Here is a 16,253-nt window from a genome sequence, read left to right as displayed (position 1 = left end):
GTAATTATTTATTTTTACGACGAACGATAAGTTTGTCTGATTTAGCTTTCTTGTTACGAGTTTTGTAACCAAGAGCTGGTTGACCCCAAGGAGAAACTGGAGCTTTACGTCCGATTGGAGCTTTACCTTCACCACCACCGTGTGGGTGATCGTTAGGGTTCATTACGCTACCACGTACAGTTGGGCGTTTACGCATCCAACGAGAGCGGCCAGCTTTACCAATATTGATAAGTTCGTGTTGTTCGTTACCTACAGAACCGATTGTTGCACGGCATGCAGCTAAGATCATGCGAACTTCACCAGAGTTCAAGCGGATCAATACGTATTTGCCTTCTTTACCAAGTACTTGAGCACTTGTACCAGCAGAACGGATCAATTGTCCACCTTTACCAGGTTTCATTTCAATATTGTGGATCACAGTACCAACTGGAATGTTTTCTAAAGGAAGAGCATTTCCGACTTTGATATCTGCTTCAGGACCTGAAACAAGTTTCATTCCAACTTGTAGTCCTTTTGGTGCTAAGATGTAAGCTTTCACTCCATCTTCATAATGTACTAACGCGATGTTAGCTGAACGGTTTGGATCATATTCGATCGTTTGAACAGTAGCAACAACGTTGTCTTTGTTACGTTTGAAATCGATCACGCGGTATTGGCGTTTGTGTCCGCCACCTTGATGACGTACAGTGATGCGGCCGTTGTTATTACGTCCAGCATGGTTTTTCAATGGCTGTAACAATGTTTTTTCAGGTGTTGATGTTGTGATTTCAGCAAAATCAGAACCTGTCATGTTACGACGGCCATTTGTGGTAGGTTTGTACTTTTTAATCGCCACGTTTTCCCCTCCTAATTTAATCAGTTATCGAGTGTTGCTTATTCAGCAGCTTCGAATAATTGGATTTCTTTTGAATCTTCAGTCAATGTAACGATCGCTTTGCGACGTTTTTTTGTATATCCTGCATATTTGCCCATACGTTTGAATTTCGCACGTACGTTCACGATGTTCACGTTTTTGACTTTCACGTCAAAAGCAGCTTCAACCGCTTGTTTTACTAAAGTTTTGTTTGCGCGAGTGTCTACTTCGAAAGTATATTTCTTGTCATCCATGGCAAGCATTGATTTCTCAGTGATCACTGGGCGTTTGATTACGTCTAGTAAGTTCATTATGCAAGCACCTCCTCAATTTGAGTAAGAGCAGTTTGTGTTGCTAAAACTTTTGTATTTGATACAACATCTAGAACGCTAACGTTGTCAGAAGTTACTACAGAAACGTTTGATAAGTTACGTGCAGATAAAGCTGCAAAGTCGTTACCAGGTTCTAGTACAACCAATACTTTAGAGTCAATAGATAATTTAGCAAGAACTTCTTTGAATTCTTTTGTTTTTGGTGCATCAAAGCTTAATCCTTCGATTGCTACCAAGTTGTTTTCAGCAACTTTTTCTGACAATACAGATTTCATTGCTAAACGACGAACTTTTTTAGGAAGTTTGTAGCTGTAAGAACGTGGTGTTGGTCCGAAGACTACGCCACCTCCACGCCATTGCGGTGAACGGATTGATCCTTGACGAGCACGACCAGTTCCTTTTTGACGCCATGGTTTACGGCCACCGCCTCGAACAGCGCTACGGTTTTTAACCGCATGTGTTCCTTGTCTTAATGATGCGCGTTGCATAACGATTGCGTCGTAAACAACACTTTCATTTGGTTCAATTCCGAAGATTTCTTCGTTAAGAGTGATTTCACCGTTTTGGCTTCCATCTTGTTTGAATAATGCTACATTCGGCATTCCTTAGTTCCTCCTTTCTTCCTACTATTATTTAGCTTTCACAGCTGATTTGATAGTGATTAATGATTTTTTCGCTCCAGGAACGTTACCTTTGATCAAGATTACGTTTCTTTCAGCATCTACACGTACAACTTCCAAGTTTTGGATAGTTACGCGGTTGCCACCCATACGGCCAGCAAGACGTTTGTTTTTGAATACACGGTTAGGTGCAACTGGACCCATTGACCCAGGACGACGATGGTAGCGAGAACCGTGAGCCATTGGTCCGCGGCTTTGGCCGTGACGTTTGATAACCCCTTGGAATCCTTTACCTTTCGTAGTACCTGTTACATCAATAATGTCTCCTGCTTGGAAAACATCAACTGTAATTTCTTTTCCTACTTCATATTCTCCTAGCTCAACATTTTTGAATTCACGAATGAAGCGCTTAGGAGCCGTGTTTGCTTTTGCAACATGACCTTTCGCAGGTTTGTTTGATAAAACTTCACGTTTGTCTTGGTAACCAACTTGAATAGCTTCGTAGCCATCAGTTTCCATTGTTTTTACTTGTAGTACTACGTTTGGCGTAGCTTCTACAACAGTAACTGGAATTAATTCGCCAGATTCAGTGAAGATTTGTGTCATTCCCACTTTTTTCCCTAAGATTCCTTTGGTCATGAGTACACCTCCATTATTATTAGTTTAGTTTTTATAGTTTGATTTCGATGTTAACACCTGATGGTAAGTCAAGCTTCATTAAAGCATCAACTGTTTTTGGTGTTGGGTTCACAATGTCGATAAGACGTTTGTGTGTACGCATTTCGAATTGTTCGCGTGAATCTTTGTATTTGTGAGTCGCACGAATAACTGTGTAAAGACTGCGTTCAGTTGGTAATGGAATTGGACCAGAAACGCCAGCTCCAGTTCTTTTTGCAGTTTCCACGATTTTATCCGCTGATTGATCTAAAATACGGTGTTCATACGCTTTTAAACGGATACGAATTTTTTGTTTTGCCATCTTGTTCCCTCCTTCGCCTATTTTGAAAAGTAGACATAGCTCCACGAAAATTTCCGTCACGCTCGTTCGTGGCAAAGCGTCCGGGCGTGTCGCAACCTCTCGTTTCTTAGCCGACAAAATCATTTTGATTTCGTCTGTGCCATTCACCTAAGGTAAACGCACCTTTGTCATTATAATATATCTAAATTCACAACGCAAGGTTTTTTTGCTGTAAAAAACAATTTATTTTCATAAGTTTTCATTTAGCTAAAAAACGAGAAATTCTTCTCTATTTATAGGAGGATTTGTTGTTTTCCTTCCGATTTTCATTCACCTATTTAGATAAAAAAGAAAATTCACTACATATTAAGAATATTTTTGGATATCCCCCAATTTCATAGCCTCTCTCCTAACGAATCGTTTGCTCAAATAAAAAAAGTTCGAGGCAAAGGATCAAGATCCTTACCTCGAACTTCAACGTCCGAATAAATGTTACTTTGTTAGGCTTAAAATGAATTAAGCTTTGATTTCTGTAACGACACCAGCACCAACTGTACGTCCGCCTTCACGGATTGAGAATTTAGTACCGTTTTCGATAGCGATTGGGTGGATTAATTCAACTTCCATTGTTACGTTGTCGCCAGGCATAACCATTTCAGTTCCTTCTGGTAATTCAACAACACCAGTTACGTCAGTCGTACGGAAGTAGAATTGTGGACGGTAGTTAGTGAAGAATGGAGTATGACGTCCACCTTCTTCTTTAGTCAACACGTATACTTCTGCAGAGAATTTTGTATGAGGTGTGATTGTACCTGGTTTAGCTAAAACTTGACCACGTTGGATGTCTTCACGTGAAACACCACGTAATAACGCACCAATGTTATCGCCTGCTTCAGCGTAGTCTAATAATTTACGGAACATTTCAACACCAGTTACAGTTGTTTGAGCTGTTTCTTCTGCGATACCAACGATATCGATAACGTCACCAACACGAACTTGTCCACGTTCAACACGTCCTGTAGCAACAGTACCACGACCAGTGATTGAGAATACGTCCTCAACTGGCATCATGAATGGTTTGTCGTTATCACGTTCTGGAGTTGGGATATATTCGTCAACTGCAGCCATCAATTCAAGAATTTTTTCTTCGTATGAAGCGTCGCCTTCTAAAGCTCTTAAAGCTGAACCAGCGATTACAGGAACATCGTCACCAGGGAATTCGTATTCTGTTAATAGGTCACGAACTTCCATTTCAACTAATTCAAGTAATTCTTCGTCATCAACCATATCTACTTTGTTCAAGAATACAACGATGTATGGTACACCAACTTGACGAGATAATAGGATGTGTTCACGAGTTTGAGGCATAGGGCCGTCAGCAGCAGAAACAACTAAGATTGCTCCGTCCATTTGAGCAGCACCAGTGATCATGTTTTTAACGTAGTCCGCGTGTCCTGGGCAGTCAACGTGAGCATAGTGACGTGCGTCAGTTTCGTACTCAACGTGAGCTGTTGAGATAGTGATTCCGCGTTCGCGTTCTTCAGGAGCACCATCGATTTGATCGTAAGCCATTGCTTGGCCGCCGTTTTTCTTAGATAGTACAGTTGTGATTGCAGCTGTTAAAGTTGTTTTACCATGGTCAACGTGTCCGATAGTACCAATGTTAACGTGTGGTTTCGAACGGTCAAATTTTTCTTTTGCCATTTTAAAATATCCTCCCTAAAATTACAGTTTAATTTTTATTTGTCTGATAGGTATGTGATAGACAAAATTGCCGATCACATGCCCGTATCATCAAAAGTTATTTTACACGAAACTGCATAAAAAATACAGTCTCTAGATAAATCTCTTCACGAGACTACCTTGCTTTAAGAAATTATTCAGCTTTTCCGCCGTTTTTCTTAATGATTTCTTCTTGAACAGATTTCGGTACGTCTTCGTAGTGGTCAAATACCATCATGAATGTACCACGACCTTGAGTTGCTGAACGCAATGTAGTCGCGTATCCGAACATTTCTGCCAATGGAACGATTGCATTAACGATTTGTGAATTACCGTGTGCTTCCATTCCTTCAACACGTCCGCGTCGGCTTGTTACGTGTCCCATGATATCACCTAAGTAATCTTCTGGTACAGTAATCGTAACTTTCATCATTGGTTCAAGGATCACAGGACGTGCGTGTTTTGCAGCAGCTCTTAGAGCCATTGATGCAGCAACACGGAACGCTGTTTCATTTGAATCGACGTCATGGTATGAACCATCGTAAAGTTTTGCTTTGATATCCACTAATGGGTATCCAGCAAGAACACCGTTATTCATTGATTCTTCTAATCCTTTTTCAACTGCTGGGATGTATTCACGTGGAACCACACCACCAACGATTGCGTTTTCGAATTCGAAGCCTTTTCCTTCTTCGTTTGGTGTAAATTCAACCCATACGTGACCGTATTGACCTTTACCACCAGACTGACGTACGAATTTACCTTCCGCTTTTGTTGCTTCACGGAATGTTTCGCGGTAAGAAACTTGAGGCGCACCAACGTTTGCTTCAACTTTAAATTCGCGTTTCATACGGTCTACTAATACGTCCAAGTGCAACTCACCCATACCTGAGATAACTGTTTCACCTGTTTCAACGTTTGTTTCAACACGGAATGAAGGATCTTCTTCTGCAAGTTTTTGCAACGCAACACCCATTTTATCTTGGTCAGCTTTTGATTTAGGCTCAACAGCGACTTGGATAACTGGTTCTGGGAATTCGATTGATTCAAGGATAACTGGTGCATCTAACGCACACAATGTGTCCCCTGTTGTAGTATCTTTCAATCCAACAGCAGCGGCGATATCACCTGAATACACTTTGTCGATTTCTTGACGTGTGTTTGCGTGCATTTGTAGAATACGACCGATACGCTCTTTTTTGCCTTTTGATGCGTTCAATACGTATGAACCACTTTCAAGGACACCAGAGTAGACACGGAAGAAAGTTAGACGACCTACGAATGGGTCAGTCATTACTTTAAATGCTAATGAAGCAAAAGGAGCTTCGTCATCTGCAGGACGAGTTGTTTCTTCGTCTGTTTTTGAGTCAATACCTTTGATTGCTTCGATATCTAGTGGTGATGGCAAGTAATCAAGAACAGCATCCAACATCAATTGGACCCCTTTATTCTTGAATGCTGAACCAGCTAACACAGGGAAGAACTCAACGTTGATTGTTGCACGGCGGATACCGGCAATCAATTCTTCTTGAGTGATTTCTTCACCTTCAAGATATTTCATCATTAGTTCTTCGTCTGTTTCAGCAACAGCTTCGACTAATTTTTCACGCCATTCTTGTGCTTGTTCTGCATATTCTTCAGGGATTTCAGTTTCTTGGATGTCTGTGCCTAGATCGTTTGTGTAGATCTCTGCTTTCATCGTTACCAAGTCAATGATACCTGTGAAGTTATCTTCAGAACCGATTGGCAATTGGATTGGATGCGCGTTCGCTTGTAAGCGATCGTGCAATGATTTTACTGAGTATAAGAAGTCTGCACCGATTTTATCCATTTTGTTACAGAATACGATACGAGGTACTCGGTACTCAGTTGCTTGACGCCAAACAGTTTCAGTTTGAGGTTCAACACCTGATTGTGCATCAAGTACAGTTACAGCACCATCCAATACACGTAGAGAACGTTGAACTTCGATTGTGAAGTCTACGTGTCCTGGTGTATCGATGATATTTACGCGGTAACCTTTCCACTGCGCAGTAGTGGCAGCAGATGTAATCGTGATACCACGTTCTTGTTCTTGTTCCATCCAGTCCATCTGTGAAGCTCCTTCGTGAGTTTCACCGATTTTATGGATTTTACCAGTATAGTACAAGATACGCTCTGTTGTTGTAGTTTTACCTGCATCAACGTGAGCCATGATACCAATATTACGAGTTTTTTCTAGCGAAAATTCTCTTGCCATTTTCTTACTCCTCTCTTTGTTTAAATCGATTGTAAATTGACTTTCTGCTGTGGGGTTAGCCGACAGACAGAGAGGATCTTACCAACGATAATGAGCAAATGCGCGGTTCGCGTCTGCCATTTTGTGTGTGTCTTCGCGTTTTTTAACAGAAGCTCCAGTATTGTTTGCAGCGTCCATGATTTCTTTCGCTAAGCGTTCTTCCATTGTGTGTTCACCGCGCAAGCGAGCGTAGTTAACTACCCAACGTAGCGCTAAAGTCGTACGACGTTCAGGGCGAACTTCAACTGGTACTTGATAGTTTGAACCCCCAACACGACGTGCTTTAACTTCAAGAACAGGCATAACATTGTTCATTGCTTGTTCAAACACTTCTAATGGATCGTTACCTGTAGATTCTTTGATCAAATCAAAGGCATTATAGATAATATTAGCAGCAACACCGCGTTTTCCATCAACCATTACACGGTTGATCAAGCGAGTTACTAATTTTGAGTTATAAATAGGATCTGGTAAAACATCACGTTTTGCAACAGGACCTTTACGTGGCATCCGTAACTCCTCCTTCCGAAATATTCTTCATAGTTGATCGAACGACTATTATATAGTAGGTTCGATTTTCATTTGTAGTAAATAATTAAAATTAAGCTTTAGGTCTTTTCGTACCGTATTTAGAACGGCTTTGTTTACGGTCGTTCACACCAGCAGTATCTAGTGCACCACGAACGATATGATAACGTACCCCTGGTAAGTCTTTTACACGTCCACCGCGTAATAGTACCACGCTATGCTCTTGTAAATTGTGACCAATCCCTGGGATATAAGCAGTAACTTCAATTAAGTTTGACAAACGAACACGAGCATATTTACGTAAAGCTGAGTTCGGTTTTTTAGGTGTCATTGTTCCCACACGTGTAGCTACCCCACGTTTTTGAGGAGAGTTCACGTTTGTTTGAGTTTTCTTAAAGCTGTTATATCCTTTGTTCAAAGCAGGTGAATTAGATTTTTCCACCTTTGATTTACGAGGTTTACGTACTAATTGGTTAATTGTAGGCATTCCTAGTTCCTCCTTCCCACGATTCACATCTAGTTCCACACATCCAGGTGGTTCTTTTTTTGCGATAAAAAATAAATGCAGTTATGCATCTTTATCAAATATGCTTTGATAAACAGTCAGCACGTCTCTTAACAGAGACCTGTAGATAAAGCACCTTGGTTAGAATATCACGGATAAAAAAGAATGTCAACCAAACATATACATTTTTTTCGATCCTATAAAAATTGTGTTATGCTCCCTATCTTTTTCGATTAAATCAAGATAAAATAGCAGTTAAAGAGCTATAAAAATGCTGGAGGGATAGAAATGAACTTAAAGCAATTAGTAGGCATTAAAGCGGCAGAATTTGTTGAAGATGGCATGATCGTTGGACTTGGAACTGGTTCTACTGCCTATTATATGGTAGAAGAAATTGGCCGACGCATGCGCGAAGAAGGATTGAAAATCACTGGTGTCACTACTTCTAGCGGTACAAAAGCACAAGCAGAAAGCTTAGGTATCCCTTTGAAAAGTATTGATGAAGTCCCAGTCGTCGATTTGACGATCGATGGTGCCGATGAAATCAGTGCCGATTTTCAGGGAATCAAAGGTGGCGGTGCTGCTCTTTTATTTGAAAAGATCGTTGCATCTTATTCAAAACAAACGATCTGGATCGTCGATGGATCAAAAATGGTGGATCAACTAGGGCGCTTTCCACTCCCTGTCGAAGTCATCCCTTATGGTTCTCAACAACTGATGCGTCTTTTTGAAGAAAAAAACTATCAGCCTGTATTACGTCACACAGAAACTGGGGAGACCGTCGTAACAGATAGTGGGCATTATATTATTGACCTTCATTTAGAACGAATCGAGGATCCCGAAAAATTAGCGACTTATTTGGATCAATTAGTCGGTGTCGTCGAACACGGCTTGTTTTTAAATATGGTTTCAAAGGTTGTCGTTGCCTCTGAAAATGGCGTGTCTGTACTCGATACTCCCTTTCAAAAATAATGCGAAAGAGATTCGTTGAAAATGCCTAAAAAAACTATCTTTTTCAGTTACTTTATGCTACATTTTTACTTGTCTCAAACACTTAGAAAACTTTGCTAGAAAGGAATCACCATGAAGATTATCGGTTATGCACGTACAACTATCAATGATGTCGATTTGACGGCTCAAATGCAAAAACTCTCTGATTTTGGTTGTCACGAAATTTTTCACGAAACGTATGGTCAAAAAGACAGTTTATCTGACGCCATTTGTTTAGAAAAAGTCATCGAAAAAATGGAGCAAGGCGATACATTAGTGATTTGCCAGCTTCATCATCTAGGAAAATCGACAAGACAACTAACAGAATTCACGAAATTATTTAAAGACCGTGGGTTACATCTAGTCAGCATCACAGAAAAAATCGATACTCGCGAACCTATGGGGACGGTCTACTTCCAATTAATGGAAGGATTAGCTGAGATGGAGTGTGCATTGATCAAAGAACGCACGCTGATCGGATTAGATGAAGCACGTAAAAAAGGAAAAATCGGCGGACGACCAAAAATCGATGCCAAAACAATCAAAAAAATTCGTCGTCTCTACTATGAAAAGAAAGAAACGATCCAATTTATTTCTTCAAAATGTGGAGTTTCAGTCGGTACTTGCTACAAATATATCAACCTACCTGAAAAAGAGCTTCAGCAATTATTCAATTAATTAGCAAGTATAAACCCGTTGATTTCAATAATTGATCGAAAGAACCCACACTTAACAAACAGAAATTATTTTACTTAATAGATAAAAAGGTTGTCAAACAAGTTTTTTGAGTGAAAGCTCTGTAATAACGCTTGTTTACAGCCTTTTTTTTAGTTCGTCTGTGGTCTTTTAAACAAACAGCTTTCATTTTACAATGGAAATCTTATGAAAAACATTGTACAATAAGGCAGAACTGAAATTTTCAGAAATAACACTTATTTTAAAGGAGAGTTAAACATGCCAAAATTAGTTTTTTCTCGTCACGGTCTTAGCGAATGGAATGCATTGAACCAATTTACTGGTTGGGCAGATGTAAACCTAGCACCAGAAGGAATCGAAGAAGCAAAAGAAGGCGGACGTAAAATCAAAGAAGCTGGAATCGAATTTGATGTTGCTTATACTTCTGTATTAACTCGTGCCATCAAAACTTGTAACTTGATTTTAGAATACTCAGATCAACTTTGGGTACCACAAATCAAATCATGGCGCTTGAACGAACGTCATTATGGTAAATTACAAGGATTAAATAAAAAAGAAACAGCAGAAAAATACGGTGACGAACAAGTTCACATCTGGCGTCGTTCATATGACACTCTTCCTCCATTAATGGAAGCAACTGATGAAGGTTCAGCAGCAAACGATCGTCGTTATGCAATGTTAGACAAACGCGACGTACCTGGTGGAGAAAACTTGAAAGTTACTTTAGAACGCGCATTGCCATTCTGGCAAGACGAAATTGCACCAGCTTTGTTAGACAACAAAACTGTCTTAGTTGCTGCACATGGTAACTCTTTACGTGCATTAGCAAAACACATCGAAGGAATCTCTGATGAAGACATCATGGATCTTGAAATTCCAACAGGTCAACCACTTGTTTATGAACTAAACGACGACTTGACTGTCATCAAAAAATACTACTTATAATAGACACTCTATTATAAACAAGACAGCCCCATCCTTTCCTACTTATTGTAAGAGATGAAGGGGCTGTTTTTTTAGATATTGGATAGACGGCAGTCTTAGCTATCTAATGCGAGTGACATCAATTTACATAATAACTAATGATCATAATAGTAAGTACTGTTTGAATAAATTAAGAGGGAAGGCGTAGCATGGAGAGAAAAAAGAACGTTTGGTTTATTCCCTGTCACACCAATTGCGCATGAACAATGGACAAATTCTGAGCAACTCCTTTTTCAAAAGCTATGATCTTAGGAACGATTTTAATAGTGGTAGTTTATCTCTTCGCACCATACAGCTATTACTATTACAAGATAAAGCGAGGCAAGGAGACAAAATATAGTAGACTCCAATTAGTTCTGTATACCTTATTCGTTATGTAAGACATTTTACTAACAGTCCAGCCTAGCTATTCTTTCTAGGTTGGGCTTTTTATTGGGCAATAGATAGCGAGAGGAGAAATAGATTATATGAGCTATGTAACATAATAGCAGGTAATATATTGTTGGTTTTCACGTATAGATAGGTTGTAGCTAAAGTCAAAAATAGAACTTGAGTCATTGCGTATAGATTTCCACCATATGTAAAGCTATGCCCATAGAAAAAGAATCCTGTTGAAACCAGCCCATACACTAATTTTAACCAATTAGAATCAGTTATACTCAAAAATAGGTAACGGTACACTAATTCTTCTCTTATTGGGGCAATCACTATGACAGAAAATAGAACAACACTATCGTAATTTTGTGAGACTACTTCAAAACTGCCAAATACAAGTACCATATATATAAAATTCGTCACTAACAAAAGTAGCAAAGTGAATCCTACTTGTTTCATCATTGACAGATTCATACCTTGTAATGCTCGATTTAATTCGGGCATGCAAAGTAAGTAAATAAATAAAATCATTATCAGATTTAGACCCAATTGGTTATTTTCTAATAGTATGAGAATGGTCTTACTTCTTATTATTCCAAAGTTTGTTATACAAAAAATGGTTATCCAGACAGTTAGGATGATACTTTTTATTAGAGTTAGCCGCATATGATCTATCTTCACCTTGACCACCAATTAATAGAACTATGAATCATCTTGTCCCCCTTCTCACCGACTCCTGAAAAAGCAAGCAGTATTCGCTTAGATAGTTAAAACACTGTAATTCTCTTTCTTATCGCATTCCCAACATACAATGCTTATGTTTATTAAATAAACAATATCTTTTGGTATCTCCCTTCCAATTTATCAATTTGCTATGTAAAAGTACTCTTTATTATTTTCATCACCACTTTCTCAATTATCTCAAAACATGACCTATTACTTTTCATTATACCTCTTCCTTTTTTTGCATAGCAAGATGTCAGACAATCATTCAGTTGTGGAGCGAACATTTTTTGTAGAAACTTATTTGAATTTCATTCTTTTATCCTGTTTCTAAGAGGAAGTTTTCATTTGTATGAGCTATCACCACAACTCTCCATCTTTTCTTATGTTACTAATAAATGAAATTTAGATAAAAATCAACCTTATAACTCTTTTTATTTTATCATTTTTTTCTAATAATCAACGTTATCGAGAAAAAAGCGTTTACACAGTCGCTATTTTCTCGGTTATGATTAATTTGTAAGATACAAAGAGATGATCGCATTTGAATCTTACATAGAAAATACAAAATAAAAAAATATATATAGTGAGGAGATACAAGATGATTACAAACAATTTAAAGAAAATGATGGCAGCAGGAATGGTAGTTTTAAGTCTAGGAGGGCCAGTTTCGACATTCGCAACAAGTCTATCAACAACTGACATCGTTAGTACAAGCAAACAGGCCATTGAGCAACAATTGTATATCCATAATGGTGACTTTAATGACGGGTTTGATCGTTGGATCGTTAGTGACCCAGATTCAAATAATCCCACACTTCAAACCGTTAATGGAAATAACTTTGCTTTAGCAACAAATGGTGAAAACGTTCATCAGTATGTCACTCTAAAACCAAATACAACGTATACATTCAGTTATGATGTTGCAGCAAGCGAATCAGCACCAGGACGTGTTGAATTAGGGATCATGACTCATGGTGTCGGTTTTGATGTATTAGAGCGCGTTGAACATAATAATGAGGACTGGGAACGTGGCAAACTTACCTTTACGACTCCAGACGCTGAAAATACATACCTTGTGCGCTTTGCCTCTACATGGACTGGTTGGGCGAAATATGACAATATCCAAGTGGAAACAGGCGTAACAGCAACAAACTTGTTATCTGTAGGGAGAGAAGGTAATCGAGCATTTGCCTACTTAACTTTAGATCAGGATCGTTTCAATAGCCGAGAAAGACTAGTCGTGACTGTTGATGGAAGATACCTTTTTGAAACACACAACGGGATGCATTACTATTCCTATAGAAGATTCATTGATGGCAATATCCAAATCCTACAAGCCATTGCAGGTACTGCAGGTCAAGTTATCGAAGTTTTTAGAGCACCTGGACACCCAGGACAACATTTACCAGGACGAGTATTGTTAGAATCATATACTATTGAAGCAGATTTGTTTTAATCATAAATGATCATAAATCATACCATATTACGTGAGCAAATAAATGATTAAGGTATTCATCTAGACGAAGCCACCAACAGGATATGACTCATTTGTCACATCCTGTTGGTGGCCTAGTTCGGAACAGAAAGAGCGTAACTCGCTTCTTTCTGTTCTATTTTATTTGGTTAAGATTGTGCCATTCGTCTGCAATTGAAGGAATGTCGATTCACATTTTAGACATTCAAATGGTTGACTTTAGAAGGACTCTCGAAGTAACTGAAGCAACGGTTGTCATTGATTTCAGGTTATGTGAGACAGTTTCTGCAAAAAAATGTGACTGCCAATTTTCTATTAATAGAAGTTTAGGCAGTCACACTTTCTTGCTGTTTAATTATTACTTTATCCTTGAATCGCCGTTTCCAATCCTACTTCAATCATGTCATTGAATGTTGTCTGACGTTCGCTGGCAGTTGTTTCTTCACCCGTGATCAGATGGTCACTGACCGTCATGATCGCTAGTGTTTGCACGTGGTATTTTGCACCTAGATAATACAACGCAGCAGCTTCCATTTCCACGCCCATCACACCAAGTTCTGCTAACTTGAATGTTTCTGTCAAATCGTCTTTGTAGAAAGAATCTTCTGATAGTACATTGCCGACGTGTGTAGTAAAACCCTTTTCTTTCGCTACTTCGTATGCTTTTAACAACAAGTCAAAATCACAGATTGGTGGAAAGTGGAAGGCGTTGAAATCCTTCTCAATCATGGAAGAACTAGTCGCAGCTCCTTGTGCTAACACCAAGTCGCGAACGTGTACGTCTTTTGACAAGGCACCGCACGTGCCAACACGAATCAATTTTTTTACGTCATAGGAATTGACCAACTCATGCGCATAGATCATCGCTGAAGGCATCCCCATTCCTGTTCCTTGAACAGAGACTCTTTCGCCTTTATACGTTCCAGTATAACCAAGCATACCGCGTACTTGGTTATAGCAAACGGGATTCTCTAAAAAAGTTTCTGCAATATACTTCGCTCTTAGTGGATCGCCAGGAAGTAAAATCTTGTCTGCGATCTCTCCTGGTTTTGCTTCAATATGAACACTCATTTCCAGACCTCTCAATCAATTTTTTATAGTAAAGAAAGTGTTTCTTTGATCAATGATTTAAATGTTTGTTTGACTCTCTCAGTTGTTTCAACGACTTCTTCGTGATTCAAGTTTGCTTGCATACCAGCAGCCAAGTTGGTGATACAAGAAATTCCTAAGACCTTCAACCCGCTATGAGCTGCAACAATGACTTCTGGTACAGTCGACATGCCCACTGCATCTGCTCCCATCACGCGAGACATACGAATCTCAGCGGGTGTTTCATAAGTTGGACCAGAATAGCCCATATACACGCCTTCTTTTAATTCTACGTCTAATGATGTCGCTGCTGCTTTTGCCATTTCACGATACGCTTTTGTGTAAGCTTCACTCATATCAGGGAAGCGAGGACCCATTTCTTCATCATTAGGTCCAATCAATGGATTTTGACCTGTAAAGTTGATATGATCCGTGATCAGCATCAAATCACCTGGTGCAAATGATTCATTCACGCCCCCACACGCATTGGTCACAACAACTGAATGCGCGCCTAGCGCAGCCATCACTCGCACAGGATAAGTGACTGTTTGCATCGAATGACCTTCATAAAAATGGAAACGTCCTTGCATCGCCAATACTTTTTTGCCTGAAAGCGTTCCGTAAACAAGTTGACCTGCATGTCCAACGACTGTCGAAGTTGGAAAGAACGGAATCTTATCATAAGGAATCACGATTGCTTCTTCAATCTCCTCTGCTAATTCACCTAAACCTGAACCTAAGATCATGCCAAAATCGATCGTTCCGACACCTTTGCTTTTGATAAACGCAGTCGTCTCTTGTAACATCTCATTTAATTTCATTGTTTTTCTCCTATATATAAAATTTTGATTATTCTATCTTACATAATAAAGCCAATGATGATTCATTGATGGATGATGCACGTCGTTATTTCAATAGTTTTAAAAAGCTTTCGCCATTTTCAGTTGCTGCTACGTCAAAGTTTTCGGCAATCGTTGCAGAGATATCCGCATAATAACCTTGTGGTAAACTACCTTGCCCACTCATTTGTTTACTATAAGCAAGTAGTGGCACATATTCGCGAGTATGGTCGGTACCAGTGAAAGTTGGATCATTCCCATGGTCAGCGGTGATCAATAATAGATCATCATCAGCCATTGCATCTAATAATTCTGGAATACGCAAATCAAAATCTTCAATGGCGCGCGCATAACCAACCACATCGCGACGATGACCGTATAACGCATCAAAATCGACTAAGTTTGTAAAACTCAACCCAGTGAAGTCTTGTTTCATCACATTCAATAATTGATCCACACCGTCCATATTGCTTTTCGTACGAACAGAATCGGTGATGCCTTGACCATTGAAAATATCATTGATCTTACCGACTGCAATAACATCTTTGCCGGCTTCTTTCAATGAGTCTAAAACCGTATGTCCAAATGGATCTAATGCGTAATCGTGACGGTTGCTTGTTCGCGTAAAGTTACCTGGCTCACCAAGATATGGACGGGCAATGATCCGACCGATCATATAAGGATCATCTTTTGTGATTTCACGAACATATTCGCAAATCCGATAAAGTTCTTCTAAAGGAATAATTTCCTCATGTGCAGCAATTTGTAACACTGGATCAGCTGACGTATAAACGATCAAGTCGCCGGTTTTCATTTGATGTTCACCAAAGTCGTCAATGACTGCTGTTCCGCTATAAGGTTCGTTACAAACAATTTTACGTCCAGAGAAGTCTTCGATTTTCTTCAATAATTCATCAGGGAAGCCGTTTGGAAAAACACGAAATGGTGTTTTGATATTCAAGCCCATGATTTCCCAATGTCCTGTCATTGTATCTTTGCCGACAGAAACTTCTTCCAATTTTGTCGCATACCCTTGATGATCTTGCACTGCTTCGACCCCTTCTAAAGGACGAATCGTTCCTAATCCAAGTTGCTCCAAATTCGGTATCGTCAACCCAGCTTCTTTAGCAATATGACCTAATGTATCCGAACCTTTATCTCCGAATTTTTCAGCATCAGGTGCTTCTCCGATTCCGACTGAATCCATGACGATCAAATGTACGCGTTTAAACATGAGTATTCCTTCTTTCTATTTATTTTCTTTATAAAGTAAAAAGGGCGAGC

At 39.3% G+C, this 16,253-nt stretch carries 17 protein-coding genes; 4 read left to right on the top strand and 13 right to left on the bottom strand.

Features of this window, described 5'->3' with window-relative positions:
• Positions 1-4 precede the first annotated feature (4 nt).
• From rplB to rpsL, 9 genes are all read right to left on the bottom strand, one after another.
• Positions 5-835, bottom strand: coding sequence for a 50S ribosomal protein L2 (rplB, locus tag IGJ00_RS00475; protein WP_010734468.1), 831 nt, complete (start codon positions 833-835; stop codon positions 5-7).
• Positions 836-873: 38 nt separating this feature from the next.
• The gene (gene rplW, locus IGJ00_RS00470; RefSeq protein ID WP_002290449.1) at positions 874-1,164 is read right to left on the bottom strand and encodes a 50S ribosomal protein L23; all 291 of its coding nucleotides are present in this window, start codon (positions 1,162-1,164) and stop codon (positions 874-876) included.
• Entirely contained in the window at positions 1,164-1,787 is a 624-nt protein-coding gene (rplD, locus tag IGJ00_RS00465; RefSeq protein ID WP_010734469.1) for a 50S ribosomal protein L4, read from the bottom strand. Before rplD ends, rplW begins: the two co-directional genes overlap by 1 nt.
• A gap of 27 nt (positions 1,788-1,814) precedes the next feature.
• Complete coding sequence (gene rplC, locus IGJ00_RS00460; protein WP_010734470.1) at positions 1,815-2,444, bottom strand: 50S ribosomal protein L3; 630 nt, start codon at positions 2,442-2,444, stop codon at positions 1,815-1,817.
• A gap of 31 nt (positions 2,445-2,475) precedes the next feature.
• A complete protein-coding gene (rpsJ, locus tag IGJ00_RS00455; RefSeq protein WP_010734471.1) occupies positions 2,476-2,784 on the bottom strand; it encodes a 30S ribosomal protein S10 in 309 nt (102 codons plus the stop codon).
• 495 nt (positions 2,785-3,279) lie between these two features.
• Positions 3,280-4,467 carry an elongation factor Tu gene (gene tuf, locus IGJ00_RS00450; protein WP_010734472.1) on the bottom strand — a complete coding sequence of 396 codons (1,188 nt, stop codon included), beginning with the start codon at positions 4,465-4,467 and terminating at the stop codon, positions 3,280-3,282.
• A 172-nt stretch (positions 4,468-4,639) separates the two neighbouring features.
• The gene (gene fusA / locus IGJ00_RS00445; protein WP_010734473.1) at positions 4,640-6,724 is read right to left on the bottom strand and encodes an elongation factor G; all 2,085 of its coding nucleotides are present in this window, start codon (positions 6,722-6,724) and stop codon (positions 4,640-4,642) included.
• 78 nt (positions 6,725-6,802) lie between these two features.
• Positions 6,803-7,273, bottom strand: coding sequence for a 30S ribosomal protein S7 (rpsG, locus tag IGJ00_RS00440; RefSeq protein ID WP_010734474.1), 471 nt, complete (start codon positions 7,271-7,273; stop codon positions 6,803-6,805).
• A 91-nt stretch (positions 7,274-7,364) separates the two neighbouring features.
• Entirely contained in the window at positions 7,365-7,778 is a 414-nt protein-coding gene (gene rpsL / locus IGJ00_RS00435) for a 30S ribosomal protein S12 (protein WP_010734475.1), read from the bottom strand.
• A 306-nt stretch (positions 7,779-8,084) separates the two neighbouring features.
• Between rpsL and rpiA the strand changes: the two genes are divergently transcribed.
• From rpiA to IGJ00_RS00420, 3 genes are all read left to right on the top strand, one after another.
• Positions 8,085-8,768, top strand: coding sequence for a ribose-5-phosphate isomerase RpiA (gene rpiA / locus IGJ00_RS00430; RefSeq protein ID WP_071867735.1), 684 nt, complete (start codon positions 8,085-8,087; stop codon positions 8,766-8,768).
• A 111-nt stretch (positions 8,769-8,879) separates the two neighbouring features.
• A complete protein-coding gene (locus IGJ00_RS00425; RefSeq protein ID WP_019723066.1) occupies positions 8,880-9,464 on the top strand; it encodes a recombinase family protein in 585 nt (194 codons plus the stop codon).
• Positions 9,465-9,740: 276 nt separating this feature from the next.
• Positions 9,741-10,427: a 2,3-diphosphoglycerate-dependent phosphoglycerate mutase gene (locus IGJ00_RS00420; protein ID WP_010734478.1), complete on the top strand. Its 687-nt coding sequence runs from the start codon at positions 9,741-9,743 to the stop codon at positions 10,425-10,427.
• 468 nt (positions 10,428-10,895) lie between these two features.
• Here IGJ00_RS00420 and IGJ00_RS00415 read toward each other — a convergent pair whose 3' ends face one another.
• The gene (locus IGJ00_RS00415) at positions 10,896-11,246 is read right to left on the bottom strand and encodes a lysostaphin resistance A-like protein (protein WP_368073470.1); all 351 of its coding nucleotides are present in this window, start codon (positions 11,244-11,246) and stop codon (positions 10,896-10,898) included.
• Positions 11,247-12,165: 919 nt separating this feature from the next.
• Here IGJ00_RS00415 and IGJ00_RS00410 point away from each other — a divergent pair.
• Complete coding sequence (locus IGJ00_RS00410; RefSeq protein WP_430604288.1) at positions 12,166-13,023, top strand: carbohydrate binding domain-containing protein; 858 nt, start codon at positions 12,166-12,168, stop codon at positions 13,021-13,023.
• Positions 13,024-13,404: 381 nt separating this feature from the next.
• Here the strand turns inward: IGJ00_RS00410 and deoD are convergent, their stop codons facing one another.
• From deoD to deoB, 3 genes are all read right to left on the bottom strand, one after another.
• Positions 13,405-14,112, bottom strand: coding sequence for a purine-nucleoside phosphorylase (gene deoD / locus IGJ00_RS00405; protein WP_019723069.1), 708 nt, complete (start codon positions 14,110-14,112; stop codon positions 13,405-13,407).
• Positions 14,113-14,135: 23 nt separating this feature from the next.
• Positions 14,136-14,951 carry a purine-nucleoside phosphorylase gene (locus tag IGJ00_RS00400; protein ID WP_010734482.1) on the bottom strand — a complete coding sequence of 272 codons (816 nt, stop codon included), beginning with the start codon at positions 14,949-14,951 and terminating at the stop codon, positions 14,136-14,138.
• Between the two features lie 85 nt (positions 14,952-15,036).
• The gene (deoB, locus tag IGJ00_RS00395) at positions 15,037-16,203 is read right to left on the bottom strand and encodes a phosphopentomutase (RefSeq protein WP_071867738.1); all 1,167 of its coding nucleotides are present in this window, start codon (positions 16,201-16,203) and stop codon (positions 15,037-15,039) included.
• Positions 16,204-16,253 lie beyond the last annotated feature (50 nt).

The sequence above is a fragment of the Enterococcus sp. AZ062 genome, assembly GCF_051715065.1.
Lineage (GTDB): Bacteria > Bacillota > Bacilli > Lactobacillales > Enterococcaceae > Enterococcus_B > Enterococcus_B mundtii.
Note: the sequence above shows the minus strand (reverse complement) of the source record. Positions and strands in the feature narration are given on the sequence as shown.